This is a genomic window from Cryobacterium algoritolerans, assembly GCF_004402785.1.
In the GTDB taxonomy this organism is placed as follows: domain Bacteria; phylum Actinomycetota; class Actinomycetes; order Actinomycetales; family Microbacteriaceae; genus Cryobacterium; species Cryobacterium algoritolerans.
Window position 1 is genome coordinate 168,011 of record NZ_SOFP01000046.1, and the last position, 18,125, is coordinate 186,135.

At 68.0% G+C, this 18,125-nt stretch carries 15 protein-coding genes; 8 read left to right on the forward strand and 7 right to left on the reverse strand.

Annotated features, from left to right (window positions below; genetic code table 11):
* Nucleotides 1-19: 19 nt before the first annotated feature.
* Nucleotides 20-673 carry an anaerobic ribonucleoside-triphosphate reductase activating protein gene (locus E3O19_RS09300; RefSeq protein WP_134567044.1) on the reverse strand — a complete coding sequence of 218 codons (654 nt, stop codon included), beginning with the start codon at nucleotides 671-673 and terminating at the stop codon, nucleotides 20-22.
* Nucleotides 670-2,766, reverse strand: coding sequence for a ribonucleoside triphosphate reductase (locus E3O19_RS09305; RefSeq protein WP_134567045.1), 2,097 nt, complete (start codon nucleotides 2,764-2,766; stop codon nucleotides 670-672). The genes E3O19_RS09300 and E3O19_RS09305 overlap by 4 nt, the downstream gene beginning before the upstream one ends.
* Before the next feature lie 337 nt (nucleotides 2,767-3,103).
* Between E3O19_RS09305 and E3O19_RS09310 the strand changes: the two genes are divergently transcribed.
* A complete protein-coding gene (locus E3O19_RS09310; protein WP_241981289.1) occupies nucleotides 3,104-3,808 on the forward strand; it encodes a TetR/AcrR family transcriptional regulator in 705 nt (234 codons plus the stop codon).
* 211 nt (nucleotides 3,809-4,019) lie between these two features.
* Here E3O19_RS09310 and E3O19_RS09315 read toward each other — a convergent pair whose 3' ends face one another.
* Nucleotides 4,020-4,700 (reverse strand): hypothetical protein, encoded by a 681-nt coding sequence (locus E3O19_RS09315; RefSeq protein WP_134567046.1) that lies wholly within the window; start codon nucleotides 4,698-4,700, stop codon nucleotides 4,020-4,022.
* 218 nt (nucleotides 4,701-4,918) lie between these two features.
* Between E3O19_RS09315 and E3O19_RS17800 the strand changes: the two genes are divergently transcribed.
* Nucleotides 4,919-5,083, forward strand: coding sequence for a hypothetical protein (locus tag E3O19_RS17800; RefSeq protein WP_166804529.1), 165 nt, complete (start codon nucleotides 4,919-4,921; stop codon nucleotides 5,081-5,083).
* On the opposite strand, the gene E3O19_RS09320 is transcribed toward E3O19_RS17800, so the two are convergent.
* From E3O19_RS09320 to E3O19_RS18095, 3 genes are all read right to left on the reverse strand, one after another.
* A complete protein-coding gene (locus tag E3O19_RS09320) occupies nucleotides 5,074-5,259 on the reverse strand; it encodes a hypothetical protein (protein ID WP_134567047.1) in 186 nt (61 codons plus the stop codon). The genes E3O19_RS17800 and E3O19_RS09320 overlap by 10 nt on opposite strands.
* Nucleotides 5,260-5,307: 48 nt before the next feature.
* The gene (locus E3O19_RS09325) at nucleotides 5,308-5,835 is read right to left on the reverse strand and encodes an NUDIX domain-containing protein (protein ID WP_241981290.1); all 528 of its coding nucleotides are present in this window, start codon (nucleotides 5,833-5,835) and stop codon (nucleotides 5,308-5,310) included.
* 168 nt (nucleotides 5,836-6,003) lie between these two features.
* Nucleotides 6,004-6,195 (reverse strand): hypothetical protein, encoded by a 192-nt coding sequence (locus E3O19_RS18095; protein ID WP_198413887.1) that lies wholly within the window; start codon nucleotides 6,193-6,195, stop codon nucleotides 6,004-6,006.
* Between the two features lie 85 nt (nucleotides 6,196-6,280).
* Between E3O19_RS18095 and E3O19_RS18100 the strand changes: the two genes are divergently transcribed.
* The 6 genes from E3O19_RS18100 to treZ all read left to right on the forward strand — a co-directional run bounded on the left by E3O19_RS18100 (nucleotide 6,281) and on the right by treZ (nucleotide 15,220).
* Nucleotides 6,281-6,541: a zinc-binding dehydrogenase gene (locus E3O19_RS18100; protein WP_198413888.1), complete on the forward strand. Its 261-nt coding sequence runs from the start codon at nucleotides 6,281-6,283 to the stop codon at nucleotides 6,539-6,541.
* 27 nt (nucleotides 6,542-6,568) lie between these two features.
* The gene (locus E3O19_RS09335) at nucleotides 6,569-7,549 is read left to right on the forward strand and encodes a hypothetical protein (RefSeq protein WP_134567049.1); all 981 of its coding nucleotides are present in this window, start codon (nucleotides 6,569-6,571) and stop codon (nucleotides 7,547-7,549) included.
* 16 nt (nucleotides 7,550-7,565) lie between these two features.
* The gene (locus E3O19_RS09340) at nucleotides 7,566-8,600 is read left to right on the forward strand and encodes an LLM class flavin-dependent oxidoreductase (RefSeq protein WP_134567194.1); all 1,035 of its coding nucleotides are present in this window, start codon (nucleotides 7,566-7,568) and stop codon (nucleotides 8,598-8,600) included.
* A 116-nt stretch (nucleotides 8,601-8,716) separates the two neighbouring features.
* The gene (gene glgX / locus E3O19_RS09345) at nucleotides 8,717-11,107 is read left to right on the forward strand and encodes a glycogen debranching protein GlgX (protein ID WP_134567050.1); all 2,391 of its coding nucleotides are present in this window, start codon (nucleotides 8,717-8,719) and stop codon (nucleotides 11,105-11,107) included.
* The gene (treY, locus tag E3O19_RS09350; RefSeq protein WP_134567051.1) at nucleotides 11,104-13,464 is read left to right on the forward strand and encodes a malto-oligosyltrehalose synthase; all 2,361 of its coding nucleotides are present in this window, start codon (nucleotides 11,104-11,106) and stop codon (nucleotides 13,462-13,464) included. Before glgX ends, treY begins: the two co-directional genes overlap by 4 nt.
* On the forward strand, nucleotides 13,454-15,220 hold the full coding sequence (gene treZ, locus E3O19_RS09355; protein WP_134567052.1) for a malto-oligosyltrehalose trehalohydrolase: 1,767 nt from the start codon (nucleotides 13,454-13,456) through the stop codon (nucleotides 15,218-15,220). Before treY ends, treZ begins: the two co-directional genes overlap by 11 nt.
* Nucleotides 15,221-15,281: 61 nt before the next feature.
* Here the strand turns inward: treZ and E3O19_RS09360 are convergent, their stop codons facing one another.
* The gene (locus E3O19_RS09360; RefSeq protein ID WP_134567196.1) at nucleotides 15,282-18,083 is read right to left on the reverse strand and encodes an FAD-binding and (Fe-S)-binding domain-containing protein; all 2,802 of its coding nucleotides are present in this window, start codon (nucleotides 18,081-18,083) and stop codon (nucleotides 15,282-15,284) included.
* Between the last annotated feature and the right edge of the window lie 42 nt (nucleotides 18,084-18,125).

Sequence of the window (18,125 nt, forward strand, 5' to 3'; positions counted from 1 at the left end):
TGGAACCGGGCCGGCCGGGTCAGGCGAAGTGCGCGGCGAGGCGTTCCGCGAATTCCGGTCGCGCGCCCTCGGAGCGGACCGTCTGGATCACGTGCTCGTGCACGCCCAGGTCGTCGAGGATGGCGGTGAGCCCGGCCACGTCCGCGCCGGACATGATCATCGGGTCCACCGTGGTGCGCACCTGAAGCTCCACCGGGGAGTCAAGCGCAACCCGGAGACAGGCGAAGGCCTTGGCCGCCGCGGCTTGTACGCCGGTGACCGCGCCGTAGAGCCGCTCCGGTGCCTTGATATCGAGGCCGACCCAGTCGCAGAGCGGAAGCACCTCGGCGAACCGCTTCGGGTATGGCCCGGCGGTGTGCAGCCCGACCCCGAAGCCGAGTTCCCTGACTTCGCGCATTGCAGCGGCGAGACCGGCCTGGCGGGTCGGCTCCCCGCCCGAGAAGACGAGGCCGTCGAGCAGGCCGTGACGTTTGGCGAGGAGCTCACGCACCTGCTGCCAGGTCACGGTACCCGGCGTGCGCGGGTCGAGCAGCCCGGGGTTGTGACAGTAGGTGCAGTCCAGCGGACAGCCCTGGAGGAACACCGTTGCCACGAGTTTGCCCGGCCAATCACAGCTGGACAGGTTGACCAACCCCGCGATCTGCAGGTCGTCCGCGCACGCCGGCCTGCTCATCGGGCCATTGCTGCTTCGACGAAGTGGGTGCGTTCGGCGTGCTCGCCCTTCTTGCCGATGTTGAAGGAGCTGACCGGGCGGAAGTACCCCATCACCCTGGTCCACACCTCGCACGGACCTCCGCAGGTCGTGCACGTGGGGTGCTCTCCGGCCAGGTAGCCGTGGTCTGGGCAGATCGAGAAGGTGGGCGTGACCGTGATGTACGGCAGCCGGTGGGTCGACAACGACCGTTTGACCAGCTCGCGGCAGGCGGCGGCCGTGGAGAGCTTCTCCGACATGTACAGGTGCAGCACGGTGCCGCCGGTGTACTTGGTCTGCAGTTCATCCTGACGGTCGAGGGCATCGAACGGATCGTCGGTGAAGCCGACCGGCAGCTGCGAGGAGTTGGTGTAGTACGGGTTCGCGACGGTGCCGGCCTGCCGGATCGACGGGAAGCGCTTCTTGTCTTCCTTGGCGAACCGGTACGTCGTACCCTCGGCCGGGGTGGCCTCCAGGTTGTACATGTTCCCGGTGGCCTCCTGGAACTCGATCATGCGGGTGCGCACGTGGTCGAGCAGGCGCACAGCGACCCCATGGCCCGGCTCGGTGGTGATGTCGTGCGCGTCGTCGGTGAGGTTGCGGATCATCTCGTTGACGCCATTGACACCGATGGTGGAGAAGTGGTTGCGCAGGCCGGCGCCGAGGTAGCGCTTCGTGTACGGGAAGAGCCCGTCGACGATGAGCTGGTCGATCACCGTTCGCTTGAGCTCGAGGGAGTCTCTGGCCAGGTCGAGCAGGCGGTCCAGGTCGGCCAGCAGGCCGGCCTCGTCGCCGCGATGGACGAAGCCGAGACGCGCGCAGTTGATGGTGACGACGCCGAGCGAGCCGGTCTGCTCCGCGGAGCCGAACAGTCCGTTGCCGCGCTTGAGCAGCTCGCGCATGTCCAGTTGCAGCCGGCAGCACATCGACCGGATCTGGTTCGGTTTGAGCTCGGAGTTGATGAAGTTCTGGAAGTAGGGCGTACCGTACTTTGCGGTCATCTCGAACAAGCGGTCGGCATTCTCGGATTCCCAGTCGAAGTCCTCGGTGATGTTGTAGGTGGGGATCGGGAAGGTGAACACCCGGCCGCTGGCATCCCCGGCCGTCATCACGTCGATGTAGGCGCGGTTGATCAGGGCCATTTCCTCGGCGAGCTCGCCGTAGCCGAAGGACTGCTCGACGCCGCCGATCACGGGCACCTGCTCACGCAGGTCCTCCGGGCAGACCCAGTCGAAGGTGAGGTTGGTGAACGGGGTCTGGGTGCCCCAGCGGGAGGGAACGTTGAGGTTATAGATCAGTTCCTGGATGCCCTGGCGCACCTCGGCGTAGCTGAGCTTGTCGATCCGCACGAACGGCGCCATGTAGGTGTCGAAGGAGCTGAACGCCTGGGCCCCCGCCCATTCGTTCTGCATGGTGCCGAGGAAGTTGACGATCTGGCCGATCGCGGAGGAGAAGTGCTTCGGGGGAGTCGATTCGACCTTGTCCGGCACTCCGTTGAGGCCTTCTTCGAGCAGCACGCGCAGCGACCAGCCGGCGCAGTAGCCGGCGAGCATGTCGAGGTCGTGGATGTGCAGTTCGCCCTCGCGGTGGGCCTTGCCGATTTGCGGTGAATACACATTGGAGAGCCAATAGTTGGCGACGACCTTGCCTGCCGTGTTCAGGATGAGGCCGCCGAGGGAGTAGCCCTGGTTGGCGTTGGCGTTGACTCGCCAGTCCGAGCGGTCGAGGTATTCGTTAATGGACGTGCTCACGTCGACCGTGGTGCGGGTGACGTCGCGTTCTCGTGCGTGCTGGTCCCGGTAGGCGATGTAGGCCCGGGCGGTGGCAGCATAATTCTTCGACAGCAGGGTCTGCTCGACGAGGTCCTGCACCTGTTCGACGGTCGGGTAGGCCCGGCCCAGGTCGGCGAGCGCCACGACGACGGTGTGTGTGACCAGGTCGGCGTCGTCGCCCACCATCTCTCCCGATGCGGTTCCGGCGCCGGTGATGGCGGCACGGATACGCTCGGCATCAAAGGGTGCGGTCGCGCCGGTGCGCTTGATGATGCCTAGAGGAGAGATGGTTTGTGCTGTCATTCGAGGCGTTCCTTGGATTGTGGCCGTCATCCGGTTGATGAGGAGCCGTTGATTCCATACCCTACGCCCGAGCACCACATGTAGTGGTCGTCGCACGCCGAGTAACTGCATGTAGTGGTTGGGCGTAAACGTGGTGCCCAGTGTTTTCAGGTCGATCGGGCGGAGGATGCCCTCAGAAATGTTGTCAGACCACATTGGCCGGTCACGGTGCCGCGGGCGAGTCGCGGTCCGTTCGCCAAGCATCTCCACCCGGCTGGATCCACCATACGTTGTAAGGTGTGTCTAGGGTTTCGTCGACCGGCCAGCGGCAGGGGTCGCCGGGCCGACATACGGAGGCATGATGACGGCTGAGGCACCGAACGAGACGACACGGGCGCCGGTGACCCGGCAGAGCGCCGTGCGGGCGGCCGTTGCGTTCGCCGACAGTGAGGGGCTCGACTCGCTCAGCATGCGCAAACTCGCCCGGGACCTCGGGATCGAGGCGATGTCGCTCTACTACCACGTCGCCGGCAAGGACGACATCCTCGACGGAATGGTCGAGGCCGTCGTCGCCGAAATGGCCCTTCCGGCCGACGGCGCGACCTGGAAGACGGCGTTGCGCGAGGGTGCGGAGTCGGCGCGCGCGGTGCTCGGACGGCATCCGTGGGCCATCAGCCTGATGGATTCGCGCACCACCCGAGCGACGCTCAACCACCACAATGCCGTGATCGCCTGTCTCCGAAACGCGGGTTTCAGCTTCGGCCTGGCCGCGCACGCGATGTCCCTCCTCGACAGCTACGTGCACGGGTTCGCGTTGCAGGAGGCGTCGCTGCCGCTCGACGAGTCCGGCGACATCGGCGCAGCGACCGAAGAGATAATGGGCAGGCAGAGCCTGATGGAGCAATTCCCCTATCTCGCGGAGATGGCCGTGGCGCACATTCTCCAACCGGGCTACGCCTACGCGAACGAGTTCCGGTTCGGGGTCGGCGTGATTCTGGACGGTATCGAAGCGGCCCTCGCCAAGGATGCCGCCGCCGCGTCGACGGGGCAACGCCTGTCGTAATCGCTTCGGACAGGCACCCGTGGCCCGTCAACGGCGGCCAGCCCCTCAACCCGTCCTCCCGCGACAAACTGGAGTGTCAACTCACCTCCGGTGGGTGGCTGGAGTGGCTGGAGTGGCTGGGGTGGTGGGGGTTCGGGCTCCGATCAGGCTTCCGCCCTGAATGGGCACGGGTGTCGGCCTCCTTCCCGGCCGGGCGCGGAAGACCGCGTGCTCACCGGGTATGCGTTCCGACCATGAAGGCGGTGATGACATCGAGGGTGCCCAGCGGGCCGGAACCCGAAATCGGGGCAACCCGAACCGTCCAGCGCGGGGAGGACCGATCGATTCCATCGGCGTCCGCGGCCCAGACGGCACCGTTCAGAGCGCACGAATACGTTCCGTACCAGCCGGGGTACGAGGCCAGGTCGTTCCAGACGCCGCCACTGCGGATCAGGCAGTGGTCGCCGTCGCTGAGCACCAGACCGAGTGGCTGGGGCGTGGGGGGCGCCGGCGCGGACGGGAAGCTGCCCCTGAGTTTCATTCGGACCAGGTCGGGGCTCCAGGGGTTGCGGAAACAGATTGCGGTGGCCGGGGCGGGGTCGTTCCAGCAGGCGACGGCATAGGCGCTCGACGGAAAGCAGACCAGGATGTTGTCGTCGACGGCGACCGCAGACGGTCGGGCCGTGGATGGTGAACCGCAGTCGATCATCACGGACGTGTCGCTGGTGACGGAGAATCCGCGGGCCGGCCGGCCGGATTCCGTGACCGGGCGAAGCACGACCTGCCCGGTCGGCTTCGTCGGGGTCGCGCTCGGCGGGGAGGCGGTCGACGGAGGTGCCGGTGCGGACGGTGAGGCGCATCCCGGGAGTGCGGCGACTGTAATGCCGAGGGCGATGAGGAACAGTGCGCGCATTTCCGGCCCTCCGTTCCGCACGCTCCGTTCGGCTCCCGATGGGCTGGCAGGTGTCCCCGGCGTGATCGGGGGGCGCCGGCCGGGTGTCCGCCGGTCATCGCGGCCCTCTGAGCGCAGACGGTACCCTCGGCCCAATTCCCCGTCAAGGGAGTCCTCAGGACGAGGTCTAACCTTCCCTGTGAGAGGTAAAACGGCGACTGGATGCGGGAGTCGCAGCAATGTTCGCTTTGAGTGCTCTCGTGGACGTCGAGGGCACGAGCGGCGTCCCGGTCTGGTGGAGCATCCTGGTGCTGCCATACCCCGTCGGCGCGGTGATGGCGTTGGTCGATGCCATTGTGTTGTGCGCGCGCGGCTTCAGGGCGGGCACACGCGATCAGAGGTGACGGGAATCCAACTCGGTGAAATGACGGAGCCGGCGTTCATGTTCCGCGTCGAAGGCGTCCTGCCCGCCGGCTTTCGCAATGAAACCGGGATGGTCTGAGTAGTGCGCCCAGCGATCGAGGTCGGCCCGCGCCGCGGAGAGCTCCTTCGGCGTCGGTGCGGAGGCATCAGGCTGCATGGCTTGATTATGGCCTGATTGATGGCCGAGGTGGTGAATACGCACCGGTCAGGCCGACGGCTGTCCCGCCGAACCGGCATGACGGTCGTCCTCGACCATGGCGATCCGGTCCAGCACTCCGCGCAGGCGTCGTCCGAAATGCGGGGGCACGTTGACGGGGAGCGCCTCGACGGGCCACCAGGCGACGTCGTCGTTCTCGTCGCTGCCGACCGGGACCGCAGTCAGGCTCGCGGTGGCGGCGAAGCCGACATCCCAGTGGGCACTGCACCGGGTGAAGCCGTCGCCCAGGGAGTGCCGGTCCAGGTCGACGACTCCGCCACCGAGCGGGCGGAGGTCGTCGATTCCGCACTCCTCTCGAGCCTCGCGGTGGGCGGCTGCGGCCACCGAATCGTCGGCTGGTTCGATGTGGCCGCCGAGCTGGACCCAGAAACGCCCCTTCTTGTGAAAGCACAACAGAACCTGCGCCAGGTCGGGACTGAAGACGAAACAGCTCGCGGTGAGATGCTCCGGGCCGCCGTCCCGGTCCAGGGCGGCTGCGGGGGAGCCGCTGACGAGGGCGCGGTATTCGGCACGCAACTCCCGCTGCTCCAGCCCGATCGGCCGCCAGGCCTCGAGGGCTTCGATGAAGTGCGATGCGGGCGTCGGAAGACTCCGTGGGTCGGTGGGCCTGTCCTCAGAATAGCCTCGGATGATCGGGCCGATCCGCGATCGTCCTGGCTGCCTTCCGGATTCCCTTCTGGTTCGTTAGGGTCCAGGTATGAGGGCAGCGGTGCACACACGATAGGGTCCGCCGGAGGTGGTCAGGATCGAGGATGTGGCGCCACCATTCTCGGGAACGACTTCTCGGGTGGCGTCCACGAGGGCGGCGCCGGCGTCGCGTCGTTCGTGGTCGGCGAGCGGGTCGTCGGGGACAACGAAGGCCCGTTCGGGGCCCACGCCGAATACCTGTCGCTCCCGCCAACGGATCGATCGCGACCATGCCGGCGAACGCGACGTGCGCGAAGGTTGCCTCGAGCACCACGTGACCGCTGTCCGCGGCACCGCGAACGTGGTTCTGGTCAGGGGACTGGGCGCGGACAGGGTGCTCGACTGCCCGGTGGAGGACTTCACCGGTGACACCCAGGTATACGACGTCGTCCTTGACGCCGTCGGCACGAGTTCCTTTGGCCGCTGTCGGCCGCTCCTGAACCCGGGTGGGATCTACCTCTCGACGGAGTGGGCCCCCTCGCCCGGAAGCCGTTCCTCGCCCTGGTTGGTTCGCTGCATGCCGAAACGAGGTTGATTTTCCTCCATGCCGAAGTGATTCTTCATGGCAAGCGGAGCTGACGAATCCGGCGAAGACATGGTTGTCGGGCGGACCAATACCAGCGAGGATCGCACCCTGCTGCTCGCGATCAATGGCGACAACGCTGCCGAGGGCTACGGGGAGGACTTCGTCCTGAATGTGTCGACCCAGGGCGACCAGATCCTCGTTTCATCTTCGCACGGGGTGCATGCGATCCATGCCAGGGGCACGGTGTCCTACCTGACTCGTGGTGCCCCTGGCACCGTCCCCGCCGGGAACGGGATCATCGCGCAGGGCGTCAACGGCGCGGTCGGCTATGTCCACGAGGTCGCCCGCGACAAGCCTCTGGAGAGCTCCGTCGGTGCGGGGTTGCTCGGCGTGGGCGGGGCTGGCGCAGCAGGGGTTTTCGGCAGCGAACAGAACGGAATCGTCGGCTACGAGCAGTCGACCGGGCGTGATCTCGTTTTTGAGGCCGGGCGGAGGTCCGACGTGCTGGGACGCGCCGAGACCGGCGTCAGCGGTGACGGCGCTATCGGTCCCGGCGTATTCGGCCACCGGGTTCCCGGCGTTGAGGGCCAATCGACCGGCGGTCCGGGAATTCTGGACGTCGGGCTGACTCGCCTGGTCGCGACGGGAAGCGACGGCCCGGGCACGATTGCTTCGTCAACGTCGGAGCAGGCTGCGACTCTGGAATCCACACGGATGGCCCAACTCCTCCTCGTTCCCTTGCGTATCGAGAGCCCGCTGGTCCTCAAGAGGTCCACAGCCGGGGAGCTGCTGACAACAATCCGGGCTGACGCGGAGCAGCGCGGCAAGGACATCGTCAGCCTGTGGTTCTGCAAGGTGGGCGGCGACCCGACCCAGTCGAACTGGGTGAAGCTCGCCTGGCGTCGAGAACGCCAGTTTCGATCGGTCTCCTCTGCAGTGAGCGGCGGGAACCGAGGTTCCGGAATAAGCCAGACGCTGGCAAGGTTCCCCTGTTGGATGCATTTGCATGCAAAATGACCGAGGGAACACGACGATGGCGCAGAAGATCGAATTGGGACTGGACACCTTCGGAGACGTGACCTTCGATGCGGCGGGCGCACTGCTTCCGCAGCCGCAGGTGCTGCGGAATGTGGTCGCCGAGGCGGTGCTGGCCGACCAGGTCGGGCTGGACTTCTTCGGGATCGGCGAACATCACCGCGGGGACTTCGCGGTGTCGGCGCCCGAAGTCGTTCTGGCCGCGATTGCGGGACGGACCCGCGACATCCGGCTCGGCTCGGCCGTCACCGTGCTCAGTTCCGACGACCCCGTCCGGGTCTTCCAACGCTTCTCGACCCTGGACGCCGTGTCGAACGGGCGGGCCGAGGTCGTCCTCGGGCGCGGCTCCTTCACCGAGTCGTTCCCGCTCTTCGGCCTTGAACTCGACCGGTACGAGCTCCTGTTCGAGGAGAAGCTCAACCTCTTCACGGAACTGCTCAAGGAGGAGCCCGTGACCTGGGCCGGGGAAACGCGGGGCGCGCTGAAGCAGCAGAGCGTCTACCCGCCCACCGAATCCGGCTCGCTCCGCACGTGGATCGGGGTGGGCGGCAGCCCGCAGTCCGTCGTACGCGCCGCACACTACGGCCTGCCGCTCATGCTGGCCATCATCGGCGGCTCGCCGCTCGCGTTCGAGCCGCTCGTCGACCTCTACCATCGCGCCCTGGCCCAGTTCGAGAAGCCGATCCAGCCGATCGGGGAGCACTCGCCGGGCTATATCGCGGCAACGGATGCCCAGGCCTGCGAGGAAATGTGGCCGCATTACGCCGCCATGCAGGAGCGGATCGGGCGCGAGCGGGGCTGGGGCCCGGTCAGCCGGGAACGGTTCGAGCACGACGCAGGCCCGGACGGTGCCCTCTTCGTCGGCTCGCCCGAGACCGTCGCGACCAAGATCGCTTCCGTCGCGAAAGGCCTCGGCCTGTCGCGTTTCGACCTCAAGTACAGCCTCGGCACGCTGGCCCATGAGAAGCTGATGACCAGCATTGAGCTTTACGGCACCCAGGTGGCCCCGCTCGTGCGCGAACAGCTGGCCTGATTCGGTTTCGCCGCGACCGTGCAGGACGTGGCGGACTCCCGGAGACGGTAGCGTACAGGAGTGCTCAGCGGTCGCCGCCAGGCACCTGTTCGATCCGAATAACCCTGAGGAGTCCCTTGGAAACCTGGCCTGGAACTGCTTACCCGCTCGGCGCCACCTATGACGGCAGCGGAACGAACTTCGCTCTCTTCAGCGAGGCCGCGTCGAAGGTGGAACTCTGCCTGTTCGACGATGACGGCGGCGAGACGCGGATCGACGTGATTGAGTCCAGCGCGTTCATCTGGCACTGCTATCTCCCACTCGTGCAGCCCGGCCAGCGCTACGGCTACCGCGTGCACGGCGATTACGACCCGGCGAACGGGCAGCGCGCCAACCCGAGCAAGCTGCTCCTCGACCCGTACGCGAAGGCCACCTGCGGCACCATCGACTGGGACCCTTCTCTCTTCTCCTACAACTTCGGCGACCCCGATTCCCGCAACGACGACGATTCCGCGTCGCACATGATGCTCGGCGTCGTCGTCAACCCGTTCTTCGACTGGGTCGGTGACCGCCCGTTGCGCACGCCGTACAGCGAATCGCTGATCTACGAGGCCCACGTCAAGGGGCTCACCAAGTTGCAGGAACTCGTGCCGGAATCACAGCGCGGCACCTACGCGGGCGTCGCGCATCCATCTGTCATCGACCACCTGCAGAAACTCGGCGTCACCGCCATCGAGCTGATGCCGGTGCACCAGTTCGTCAACGACGGCACCCTTGAAGAGAAGGGGCTGAACAATTACTGGGGCTACAACACCATCGGCTTCTTCTCCCCGCACAACGCGTACTCGTCGACCGGCGACCTTGGCCAGCAGGTGCAGGAGTTCAAGGGGATGGTGCGAAGCCTGCACGACGCGGGTATCGAGGTCATCCTCGACGTGGTCTATAACCACACGGCGGAGGGCAACCACCTCGGCCCGACCATCTCGTTCAAGGGCATCGACAACCAGGCCTATTACCGGCTGATGGACGATGACAAGCGCTACTACATGGACTACACCGGCACCGGCAACACGCTCAACGTGCGGCATCCGCACGCCCTGCAGCTGATCATGGACTCGTTGCGGTACTGGGTGATCGAGATGCACGTCGATGGTTTCCGGTTCGACCTCGCCTCGGCGCTGGCCCGCGACCTGTACGACGTGGACAAGCTCTCCACCTTCTTCGAGCTCGTTCAGCAGGACCCGATCGTGTCTCAGGTCAAGCTCATCGCCGAACCGTGGGATGTCGGCCCTGGCGGCTACCAGGTCGGCAACTTTCCTGCCCAGTGGACGGAGTGGAACGGGCAGTACCGTGACACCGTTCGCGACTTCTGGCGCGGCGAGCCGTCGACGCTGGGCGAGTTCGCCTCGCGCATCAGTGGCTCCGCCGACCTCTACGAGCACTCCGGCCGCCGGCCGGTGGCCTCGATCAACTTCGTGACCGCGCACGACGGGTTCACCCTCTCCGATCTCGTCTCCTACAACGAGAAGCACAACGACGCCAACGGAGAAGGCAACAACGACGGCGAGTCCCACAACCGGTCCTGGAACATGGGCGCAGAAGGACCGACCGAGGACCCCGCAATTCGGTCCCTGCGCGCCAGGCAGCACCGCAACATCCTGGCGACGATGCTGCTCTCCCAGGGGGTGCCGATGATCCTGCACGGGGACGAGCTGGGCCGCACCCAGCAGGGCAACAACAACACCTACGCGCAGGACTCCGAACTGAGCTGGATTCACTGGGACGACGCAGACCATCCGCTGATCGAATTCACCGCGGCCGTGTCTCGCCTGCGGAAAGACCACCCGACGTTCCGGCGTAGCCGGTTCTTCGACGGCCACCCCGGCAAGCGGGCCGAAGGCGACTCGCTGCCCGACATCGTCTGGCTGAACAGTGACGGCAAGGAAATGCAGTCGGAGGATTGGGACGAGAACCGGGCCCGCACCGTGGGCATGTTCCTGAACGGACTGGGGATCCGGGAGCGGAACTCCCGCGGTGAGAACGTCACCGACGTCAACTTCCTCCTGGTCTTCAACGCCGACCCCGACGACGTCGACTTCACCCTGCCTCCCGCCGACTACGCACCGGCCTGGGAGATCGTCGTCGACACTGCGGGGCACGGAGCCGACGCCGTGCCGCACGCCGCCGGAGCGGTGCAGACCGTGTCGTCCCGGTCGCTCGTGGTACTGCGCGCCTACCAGCCGCCGGAAACCGCCCCCGACCATTCCGTCGCCGCTTCCCTCGCCGCCCTGGCCGGTTCGCCGATTCCGACGGACGTGGTGACGGATGCCGTGGAACCCGATGCCGTGGAACCCGATGCCGTGGAACCCGATGCCGTGGAACCCGATGTTGCTGAACCCGATGGCGCTGATCCCGATGGCGCTGAGCCGAAAGCCGCCGGACCGGATGCCGCAGCACCGGCCGAACCTGCCGCGAAGCCGGTGAAGAGAGTGCGGAGGCCCCGCACCAACCCGGAGGGATCCAAGTGAGGATTCCGCTCTCGACCTACCGCCTCCAGATCACGGCCGACTTCGACCTGGATGCCGCCGCCGGTATCCTCGACTACGTCACGGCCCTGGGCGCGGACTGGCTCTACCTCTCGCCTCTGCTCGCGGCCGAGGACGGGTCCGACCACGGCTACGACGTGGTCGACCATTCCACGGTCGACCCGGTGCGCGGCGGCCCGGAGGGTCTCCTTCGACTCGCGACCGCCGCGACGGACGCGGGGCGCGGCCTCCTCGTCGATATTGTGCCCAACCACGTCGGGGTTGCGACACCACGGCACAACGCCTGGTGGTGGGACCTGCTCGCTGGCGGCCAAGACTCCCGTTTCGCCGAGGCATTCGACGTGGACTGGGAGGCGGCTGCCGGCCGCGTCCTGCTCCCTGTCCTCGGCGACGGCGACGACGAGCTCGACCGGCTCGAGGTCGTCGGTGACGAACTGCGCTACTTCGAGAACCGGTTCCCGCTCGCCCCCGGCAGCGCTGAAGACGGGGCGGATGCCGTCACCGTGCACTCCCGCCAGCACTACGAGCTCATCAATTGGCGTCGCGCCGACGCGGAGCTGAACTACCGGCGCTTCTTCGCCGTGAACAGCCTGGCGGGGATCCGGGTGGAGGTGCCCTGGGTGTTCGAGGAATCGCACCGGGAGATTGTGCGCTGGGTGCGGGACGGGCTCGTGCACGGACTGCGGGTCGACCACCCCGACGGCCTGGCCGATCCGGGCGGTTACCTGGACCGGCTCTGCACGGCCACCGGGGGAGCCTATGTCGTCGTCGAGAAGATCCTCGAGGGCCGGGAGCAACTGCCCGCAAACTGGGCCACCAGGGGCACCACCGGCTACGACGCGCTGGGCGACTTCGACCGGATCCTCGTCGACCCGGCCGGGCAAGATGCCCTCGCCGCCCTCGAGGCGCGCCTCCAGCGCGAGGCAGGGCGCCTCGAAGACGGTGCTGTCGCCGTCGACTGGGAGGAGCTGGTGCACACAGACAAACGCACCATCACTGACAAGACCCTGCGCGCCGAGGTGCTGCGACTGGCCCGACTGGTGCCGGAGATCGCCGACCCGGCCGACGCGATCGCCGAACTGCTCGCCTGCTTCCCCGTCTACCGCTGCTATCTCCCGGTCGGGATCGACCGGCTGCAGGCCGCCGCACGGCTGGCCGTCGCCCGCCGCCCCGAACTGGCACCGACGATCGACCTGCTGTTGCCCGTGCTGGCCGACCCGGGGCATCCGGCCGCCGTGCGATTCCAGCAGACCTCCGGCATGGTGATGGCCAAGGGCGTCGAAGACACCGCCTACTACCGGTACGGCAGGCTGACTTCGCTCAACGAGGTCGGTGCCGACCCGTCGGAGTTCGCGATCGACCCGGCGGAGTTCCACCGCCGCCAGCAACTGCGCCAGGCCACGATGCCCGGCTCGATGACCACGCTCTCCACCCACGACACCAAACGCGGTGAAGACGTACGGGCCAGGATCGACGTACTCTCTGAGATCCCCGCCGAGTGGGCGACGACCCTTGACTCGCTCCGCACGGCCACACCGCTCGGTGACGCACCGTTTGAGAACCTGCTCTGGCAGGCCGTGATCGGAGCCTGGCCGGCCACCCCGGAACGACTCGCCGCCTACGCGGAGAAGGCCGCCAGGGAAGCCGGGACCTCGACCACCTGGACCGACCAGAACGACACCTTCGAAACGGCCCTACGCGACCTCGCGGCTGCGACCTGCGGGAACGAGGACGTCGCCGGCACGATCACCGGTTTCGTCGACCGGGTGCGGCAGGCCGGCTGGAGCAATTCCCTCTCCGCCAAGCTCGTGCAACTCACGACCTCCGGTGTCCCCGACGTGTTCCAGGGCAGCGAATTGTGGGAGACCTCCCTGGTCGACCCCGACAATCGCCGCCCCGTCGACTACGCGCTCCGGCGCGACTACCTGGCCCGGATCGACGACGGATGGCTGCCGGCGGTCGACGAGACCGGCGCGGCTAAACTACTGGTCACCGCCCGGGCCCTGCGACTGCGCCGCGACGAGCCGGGCCGGTTCTTCCGCTATGCGCCGGTCCCGGCCTTCGGAGCCAGGGCCGGGAATGTCATCGCCTTCGATCGTGGCGAGGCCGTCACGGTCGCCACCCGACTGCCGCTGGGCCTGTCCGACGCGGGCGGGTGGGCGGACACCAGGATCGTGCTCGCCGGCCGGCCGGTCGTCGACCTCCTGACCGGCACGCGCTTCGCGGGCGGGTCGATTCGGCTGGCCGACCTGCTGGCACGTTACCCGGCGGCGCTGCTCGTGACCGATCCCGACCTCGACCAGCGCGCATCGACGAAAGGCGGCCGGCATGCCCAGTGAATCGTTCGAGGGCAGCGAGTTCTTCGAAGTCTGGGCCCCGGCCTCGGCCACGGTCGAACTGGTGCTCACCGACGCGAGCCTGCCGATGACCCGGGCGGAGGACGGCTGGTGGCGGGCACCACGCCCCGGGGCCTCTGGGCCGCTCGACTACGGCTTCCGGGTCGACGGCGAGGGGCCATTCCCCGACCCTCGATCGCGGCGCCAGCCGAACGGAGTGCATGGGCTGTCCCGTACCGTGGCGGCCGGCTATGCCTGGACAGACCAGGCCTGGACCGGCCGCCAGCTGGCCGGAAGCACCATCTACGAGCTGCACCTGGGCACGTTCACCCCGGAGGGCACACTGGACGGCGCGGCCGGCAAGCTGGCCCACCTGGCGTCCATCGGCGTCGATTTCGTCGAACTGCTCCCCGTGAACGCGTTCAACGGCAGCCACAACTGGGGCTACGACGGGGTGCTCTGGTACGCCGTTCACGAGGGCTACGGCGGCCCTGCCGCCTACCGGCGCTTCGTCGACGCCTGCCACCGGGCCGGCATCGGGGTCATCCAGGACGTCGTCTACAACCACCTCGGTCCGAGCGGTAACTACCTGGGGAAGTTCGGGCCCTACCTGAGCGCCGCCGCCGGGAACGACTGGGGGTCGTCCGTCAACCTGGACGGTCCGGATTCTGACGAGGTGCGGCGGTACATCATCGACAACGCGCTGATGTGGCTCGGTGAGTACCACGTCGACGGGCTGCGCCTGGACGCCGTGCACGCCCTGCACGACGACCGGGCCACCCACCTGCTCGAGCAACTGGCCATCGAGGTCGATGTCCTCAGCGCGCACGTCGGCCGACCGCTCAGCCTGCTGGCCGAATCCGACCTGAACGACCCGCGCCTGGTCACCGCCAGGGAGGCCGGCGGTTACGGGCTGACCGGGCAGTGGAGCGACGACTTCCACCACGCGGTGCACGTGGCGCTGACCGGCGAGACCACGGGCTACTACGCCGATTTCGAGCCGCTCGGCGCCCTCGCAAAGGTGCTCACCCGCGGTTTCTTCCACGACGGCACCTTTTCCAGCTTTCGGGCACGCAGCCACGGCCGCCCGATCGACACCGAACGGATGCCGGCCTGGCGTCTCGTGGTCGCCAGCCAGAATCACGACCAGATCGGCAACCGCGCCATCGGCGACCGGTTGAGCGCCCAGCTGGACCCTGGCCAGCTCGCCATCGCGGCGACCCTGACCCTGCTCGGCCCGTTCACGCCCATGCTCTTCATGGGCGAGGAATGGGGAGCCCGCACACCGTGGCAGTTCTTCACCTCGCACCCGGAGCCGGAGCTCGGCGAGGCCACGGCCAGGGGTCGGATCAACGAGTTCGCCCGGATGGGCTGGGACCCGGCGCTGGTCCCTGACCCGCAGGACCCGGCGACCTTCGCACGCTCGAAACTAGACTGGAACGAGCCGGCCACGCCCGGCCACGCCCGGCTTCTTGCGTTCTACCGGTCCCTCGCCGCGCTCCGGCGGAGTCACTCGGACTTCACGGACCCGCGGTTCGAACGCGTCGAGGTGCGGTTCGACGAGACCGAGCACTGGCTGCGCCTTCGCCGCGGCGACACCGAGCTGCTGGTCAACCTCGGCGAGGTGCCGCGCGCAGTTCCCACGGGAGGCGAGGCCGTGCTGGTGTCCTTTGCGTCGGCGGCGGCCGTCCTTGGCCGTGAGGCGGGGTCCCTGCTGCTCGCGCCGCACTCCGTCGTCGTGACGGGCCCCGCGCAGTAGTCGCAGGCCGGCTGCGCGGGTCAGTACGCATCGACCGGGGAGCGAACCCGGCGCGGGCGAACTACGGCGTGGGCCGCGACACTTCCTCCAGCAGTTCGAGTACGTGGCGGTAGTCCTTGCCAGTGGCCCGGGTCATGCCAAGCTCGCAGGTGCGGTTGCAGGAAGCGTGCACCACGGTATCGAGGGCTGCAACATCCGCGGCCTGCGCCCGGGTCGCAGACTCGGTGAGCTCGGGATGCAGCATGCCGCGGTCGCCGGCGAAGCCGCAGCATCCCCAGTTCTCCGGCACGTCGACGCGGGTGGCCACGCCGCGGGCGAGGCGCTCCAGCTCCGGGTTGATGCCCATTCGGGTGGACGAGCAGGTCGGGTGCAGCGCCAGGGACTCGATCTTCGCGTACTCCGGCAGGCCCGGCAGGATGCGCTCGGCTGCGAATTCGACAACGTCCACCACGCGCAGTGGCCGCTCGCTCGTGTCGCTTTCGATAGCCTGGCGCAGGCCCTCGGTGCAGGAGGAGGCGTCGCAGACGACGGGCAGTTCGCCGTCCCGGGTGGCGGCCCGGAGCGCCGCCAGGGTCTTCTGCCACATGGTGGCCCGTCCGTCGATCAGTCCCTTGGACGACCACGGGGTGCCGCAGCACAGCCCGTCGATTCCCTCCGGAACCAGCAGGGTGAGGCCGGCCCGGTCGCAGAGCTGCTCGAAGCTGAGCTGCACCCCCGGTGTGGTGTCGACGGCCGGGCCGAACATCGTCTGCACGCACGCCGGGAAGTACACGGCATCCGGATCGCTGGTGGGCGCCGGGCGCCCTCGCGTTTTACCGCCGCCGGGCAGCTCGGGGGAGTACAGCGGCACGGTGTCCGTCCCCATCGCGGCGCGCGCCAGCTTGTTCGGCGCCAGCACCGCGCCGGACGGAACGGCGCGGACCACACTCAACGCGAGGCCGGCGCCGCGGGTGACGGTGCCCCAGTTCTTCGCGGCGACGTTCCAGAGGCCGTTCTCGGCCCGGCCCGCCTCCTCCCGGCGCAGCTTCTTGACCAGGCTTCCGGTGTCGATGTTGACCGGGCAGGCGGTCTGGCACATCCCGTCGACGGCGCAGGTCTCGACGGCGTCGTAGGCATAGTCCTTCCGTAGCTCGGCCTCCAGCACGACGTCCCCGTCGACCCTGGCCTGTTCGATGGCGCGCAGGGTGACGATCCGCTGCCGTGGGGTCAGCGTGACATCCCGGCTCGGGCAGACGGGTTCGCAGTAGCCGCAGGACACGCAGCGGTCCACCTCCACGGCAACGGGCGGGACGGTCTTGATGTCCTTGAGGTGCACGACGGGGTCGTCGTTCATCAGCACACCCGGGTTGAGCATCCCGGCCCGGTCGAAGAGCGTCTTCACCTGGCGCATGACGTCGTAGAGTTCGTCGCCGTACTGCCGACGCACGTACGGGGCCATCACCCGGCCGGTGCCGTGTTCGGCCTTGAGCGAGCCGCCCTCGCCGAGCATCAGGTCCACCATGTCCTCGGTGAACGCGCTGTAGCGGTCCAGCTCGGACTGTCCGGTGAAGCCATCGGTGAGCATGAAGTGGATGTTGCCGTCCTTGGCATGGCCGAAGATGACGCTGTTGCGGTATCCGTACCTGTCGAACAATGAAATCAGCTCCACGCAGGTGCGCCCGAGGGCGTCGACTGGAACGACGACGTCCTCGAGCAGCGCGGTAGTGCCCGGTGGGCGAGCCCCGGCCACGGAGGCGTAGAGACCCTTCCGCAGGTGCCAGAGCTGCGCACGCACGGCGGCATCCGTGCTGAACGCGGCCGGGGCGGCGAGGCCGAGCAGACCGGCCAGTCCCAGCCCGGTCCGCTGCAGTTCGGCGAGAGGCTCGGCCCCGTCCGCCTGGTACTCCACCAGCAGGGCCGCATGGTCGCGCACGGCCAGGTCACGGATGACCGGGGGCGTGTTCTCGAGGTTCTGTCCCACCTTCAGGGACAGCGCGTCCATCAGCTCGAGCGTGGCGGCACCGGTCGCCACGAGGGCAGGCAGGGCGGCGTTGGCGGCTTCCAGGTCGTTGAACACCAGCAGGCCCGTGGTGGCGTGGGCCAGCCGCGGGACGGTGCGAAAGACGGCCTCTGCCACGAAGCCGAGCGTGCCCTCACTGCCGACGATCAGGTGCGCGAGCATGTCGACCGGCCGGTCGAAGTCGAGCAGGGAGTTCAGACCGTAGCCCATCGTGTTCTTCATGGAGTACTGGTGCCGGATGGTCGAGGCGGATGCCGGATTGCCCACGACCCGGCGATGCAGCCGTAGCAGACCCTCGTGCAACTCCGGTTCGAGCGCGCGGAGGCGTGCGTCGGCATCCGGCGCGCCGGTGTCCACCAGCGTGCCGCTGGGCAACACGACGGTGAGGGACTCCAGGGTCTGGTAGGCGTTGTCTACGGTGCCGCAGGACATGCCGGACGAGTTGTTGGCCACGACGCCACCGATGGTGCACGCGGATTCGCTGGCCGGGTCGGGCCCGAACTTGCGGCCGAAGCGGGCCAGCCGGGCGTTCAGGGCCCGCACGGTGACGCCGGGTTGTACCCGCACCCGGGCGCCGCCGTCCAGCACCTCGATGGCCTTGAAGTTGCGGCGCACGTCGACCAGGACCCCGTCGGTGAGCGCCTGGCCGCTGAGGCTGGTGCCGCCGGAGCGGAAGGTGAGCGGCACGCCCTGGGCGGCGCTGGCCCGCAGCAGCCGGCCGACCTCGTCGGCGTTGCCGGCGACCACGACGGCCTGGGGGACGAGCAGGAAATGCGAGGCATCGTGGGCGTTGGCGTGCAGGTCGATGGCGCGGGTCTTGATTTGCCCCGGGTTCGCGACGGCGTCCCGGAGCGCGTCGAGCATGCCGGAGTTATCCATGCCGCCGGTGGCTCTGGTGGCTCTGGT

What these genes read in the sequence shown, in the direction of transcription:
- E3O19_RS09305 (WP_134567045.1), bottom strand. Translation starts at nt 2,766, where the DNA reads ATGACAGCACAAACCATCTCTCCTCTAGGCATCATCAAGCGCACCGGC.
- E3O19_RS09320 (WP_134567047.1), bottom strand. Translation starts at nt 5,259, where the DNA reads ATGCAGCCTGATGCCTCCGCACCGACGCCGAAGGAGCTCTCCGCGGCG.
- E3O19_RS09340 (WP_134567194.1), top strand. Translation starts at nt 7,566, where the DNA reads ATGGCGCAGAAGATCGAATTGGGACTGGACACCTTCGGAGACGTGACC.
- E3O19_RS09335 (WP_134567049.1), top strand. Translation starts at nt 6,569, where the DNA reads ATGGCAAGCGGAGCTGACGAATCCGGCGAAGACATGGTTGTCGGGCGG.
- E3O19_RS17800 (WP_166804529.1), top strand. Translation starts at nt 4,919, where the DNA reads ATGTTCGCTTTGAGTGCTCTCGTGGACGTCGAGGGCACGAGCGGCGTC.
- E3O19_RS09300 (WP_134567044.1), bottom strand. Translation starts at nt 673, where the DNA reads ATGAGCAGGCCGGCGTGCGCGGACGACCTGCAGATCGCGGGGTTGGTC.
- treZ (WP_134567052.1), top strand. Translation starts at nt 13,454, where the DNA reads ATGCCCAGTGAATCGTTCGAGGGCAGCGAGTTCTTCGAAGTCTGGGCC.
- E3O19_RS09315 (WP_134567046.1), bottom strand. Translation starts at nt 4,700, where the DNA reads ATGCGCGCACTGTTCCTCATCGCCCTCGGCATTACAGTCGCCGCACTC.
- E3O19_RS09360 (WP_134567196.1), bottom strand. Translation starts at nt 18,083, where the DNA reads ATGCTCGACGCGCTCCGGGACGCCGTCGCGAACCCGGGGCAAATCAAG.
- E3O19_RS09310 (WP_241981289.1), top strand. Translation starts at nt 3,104, where the DNA reads ATGATGACGGCTGAGGCACCGAACGAGACGACACGGGCGCCGGTGACC.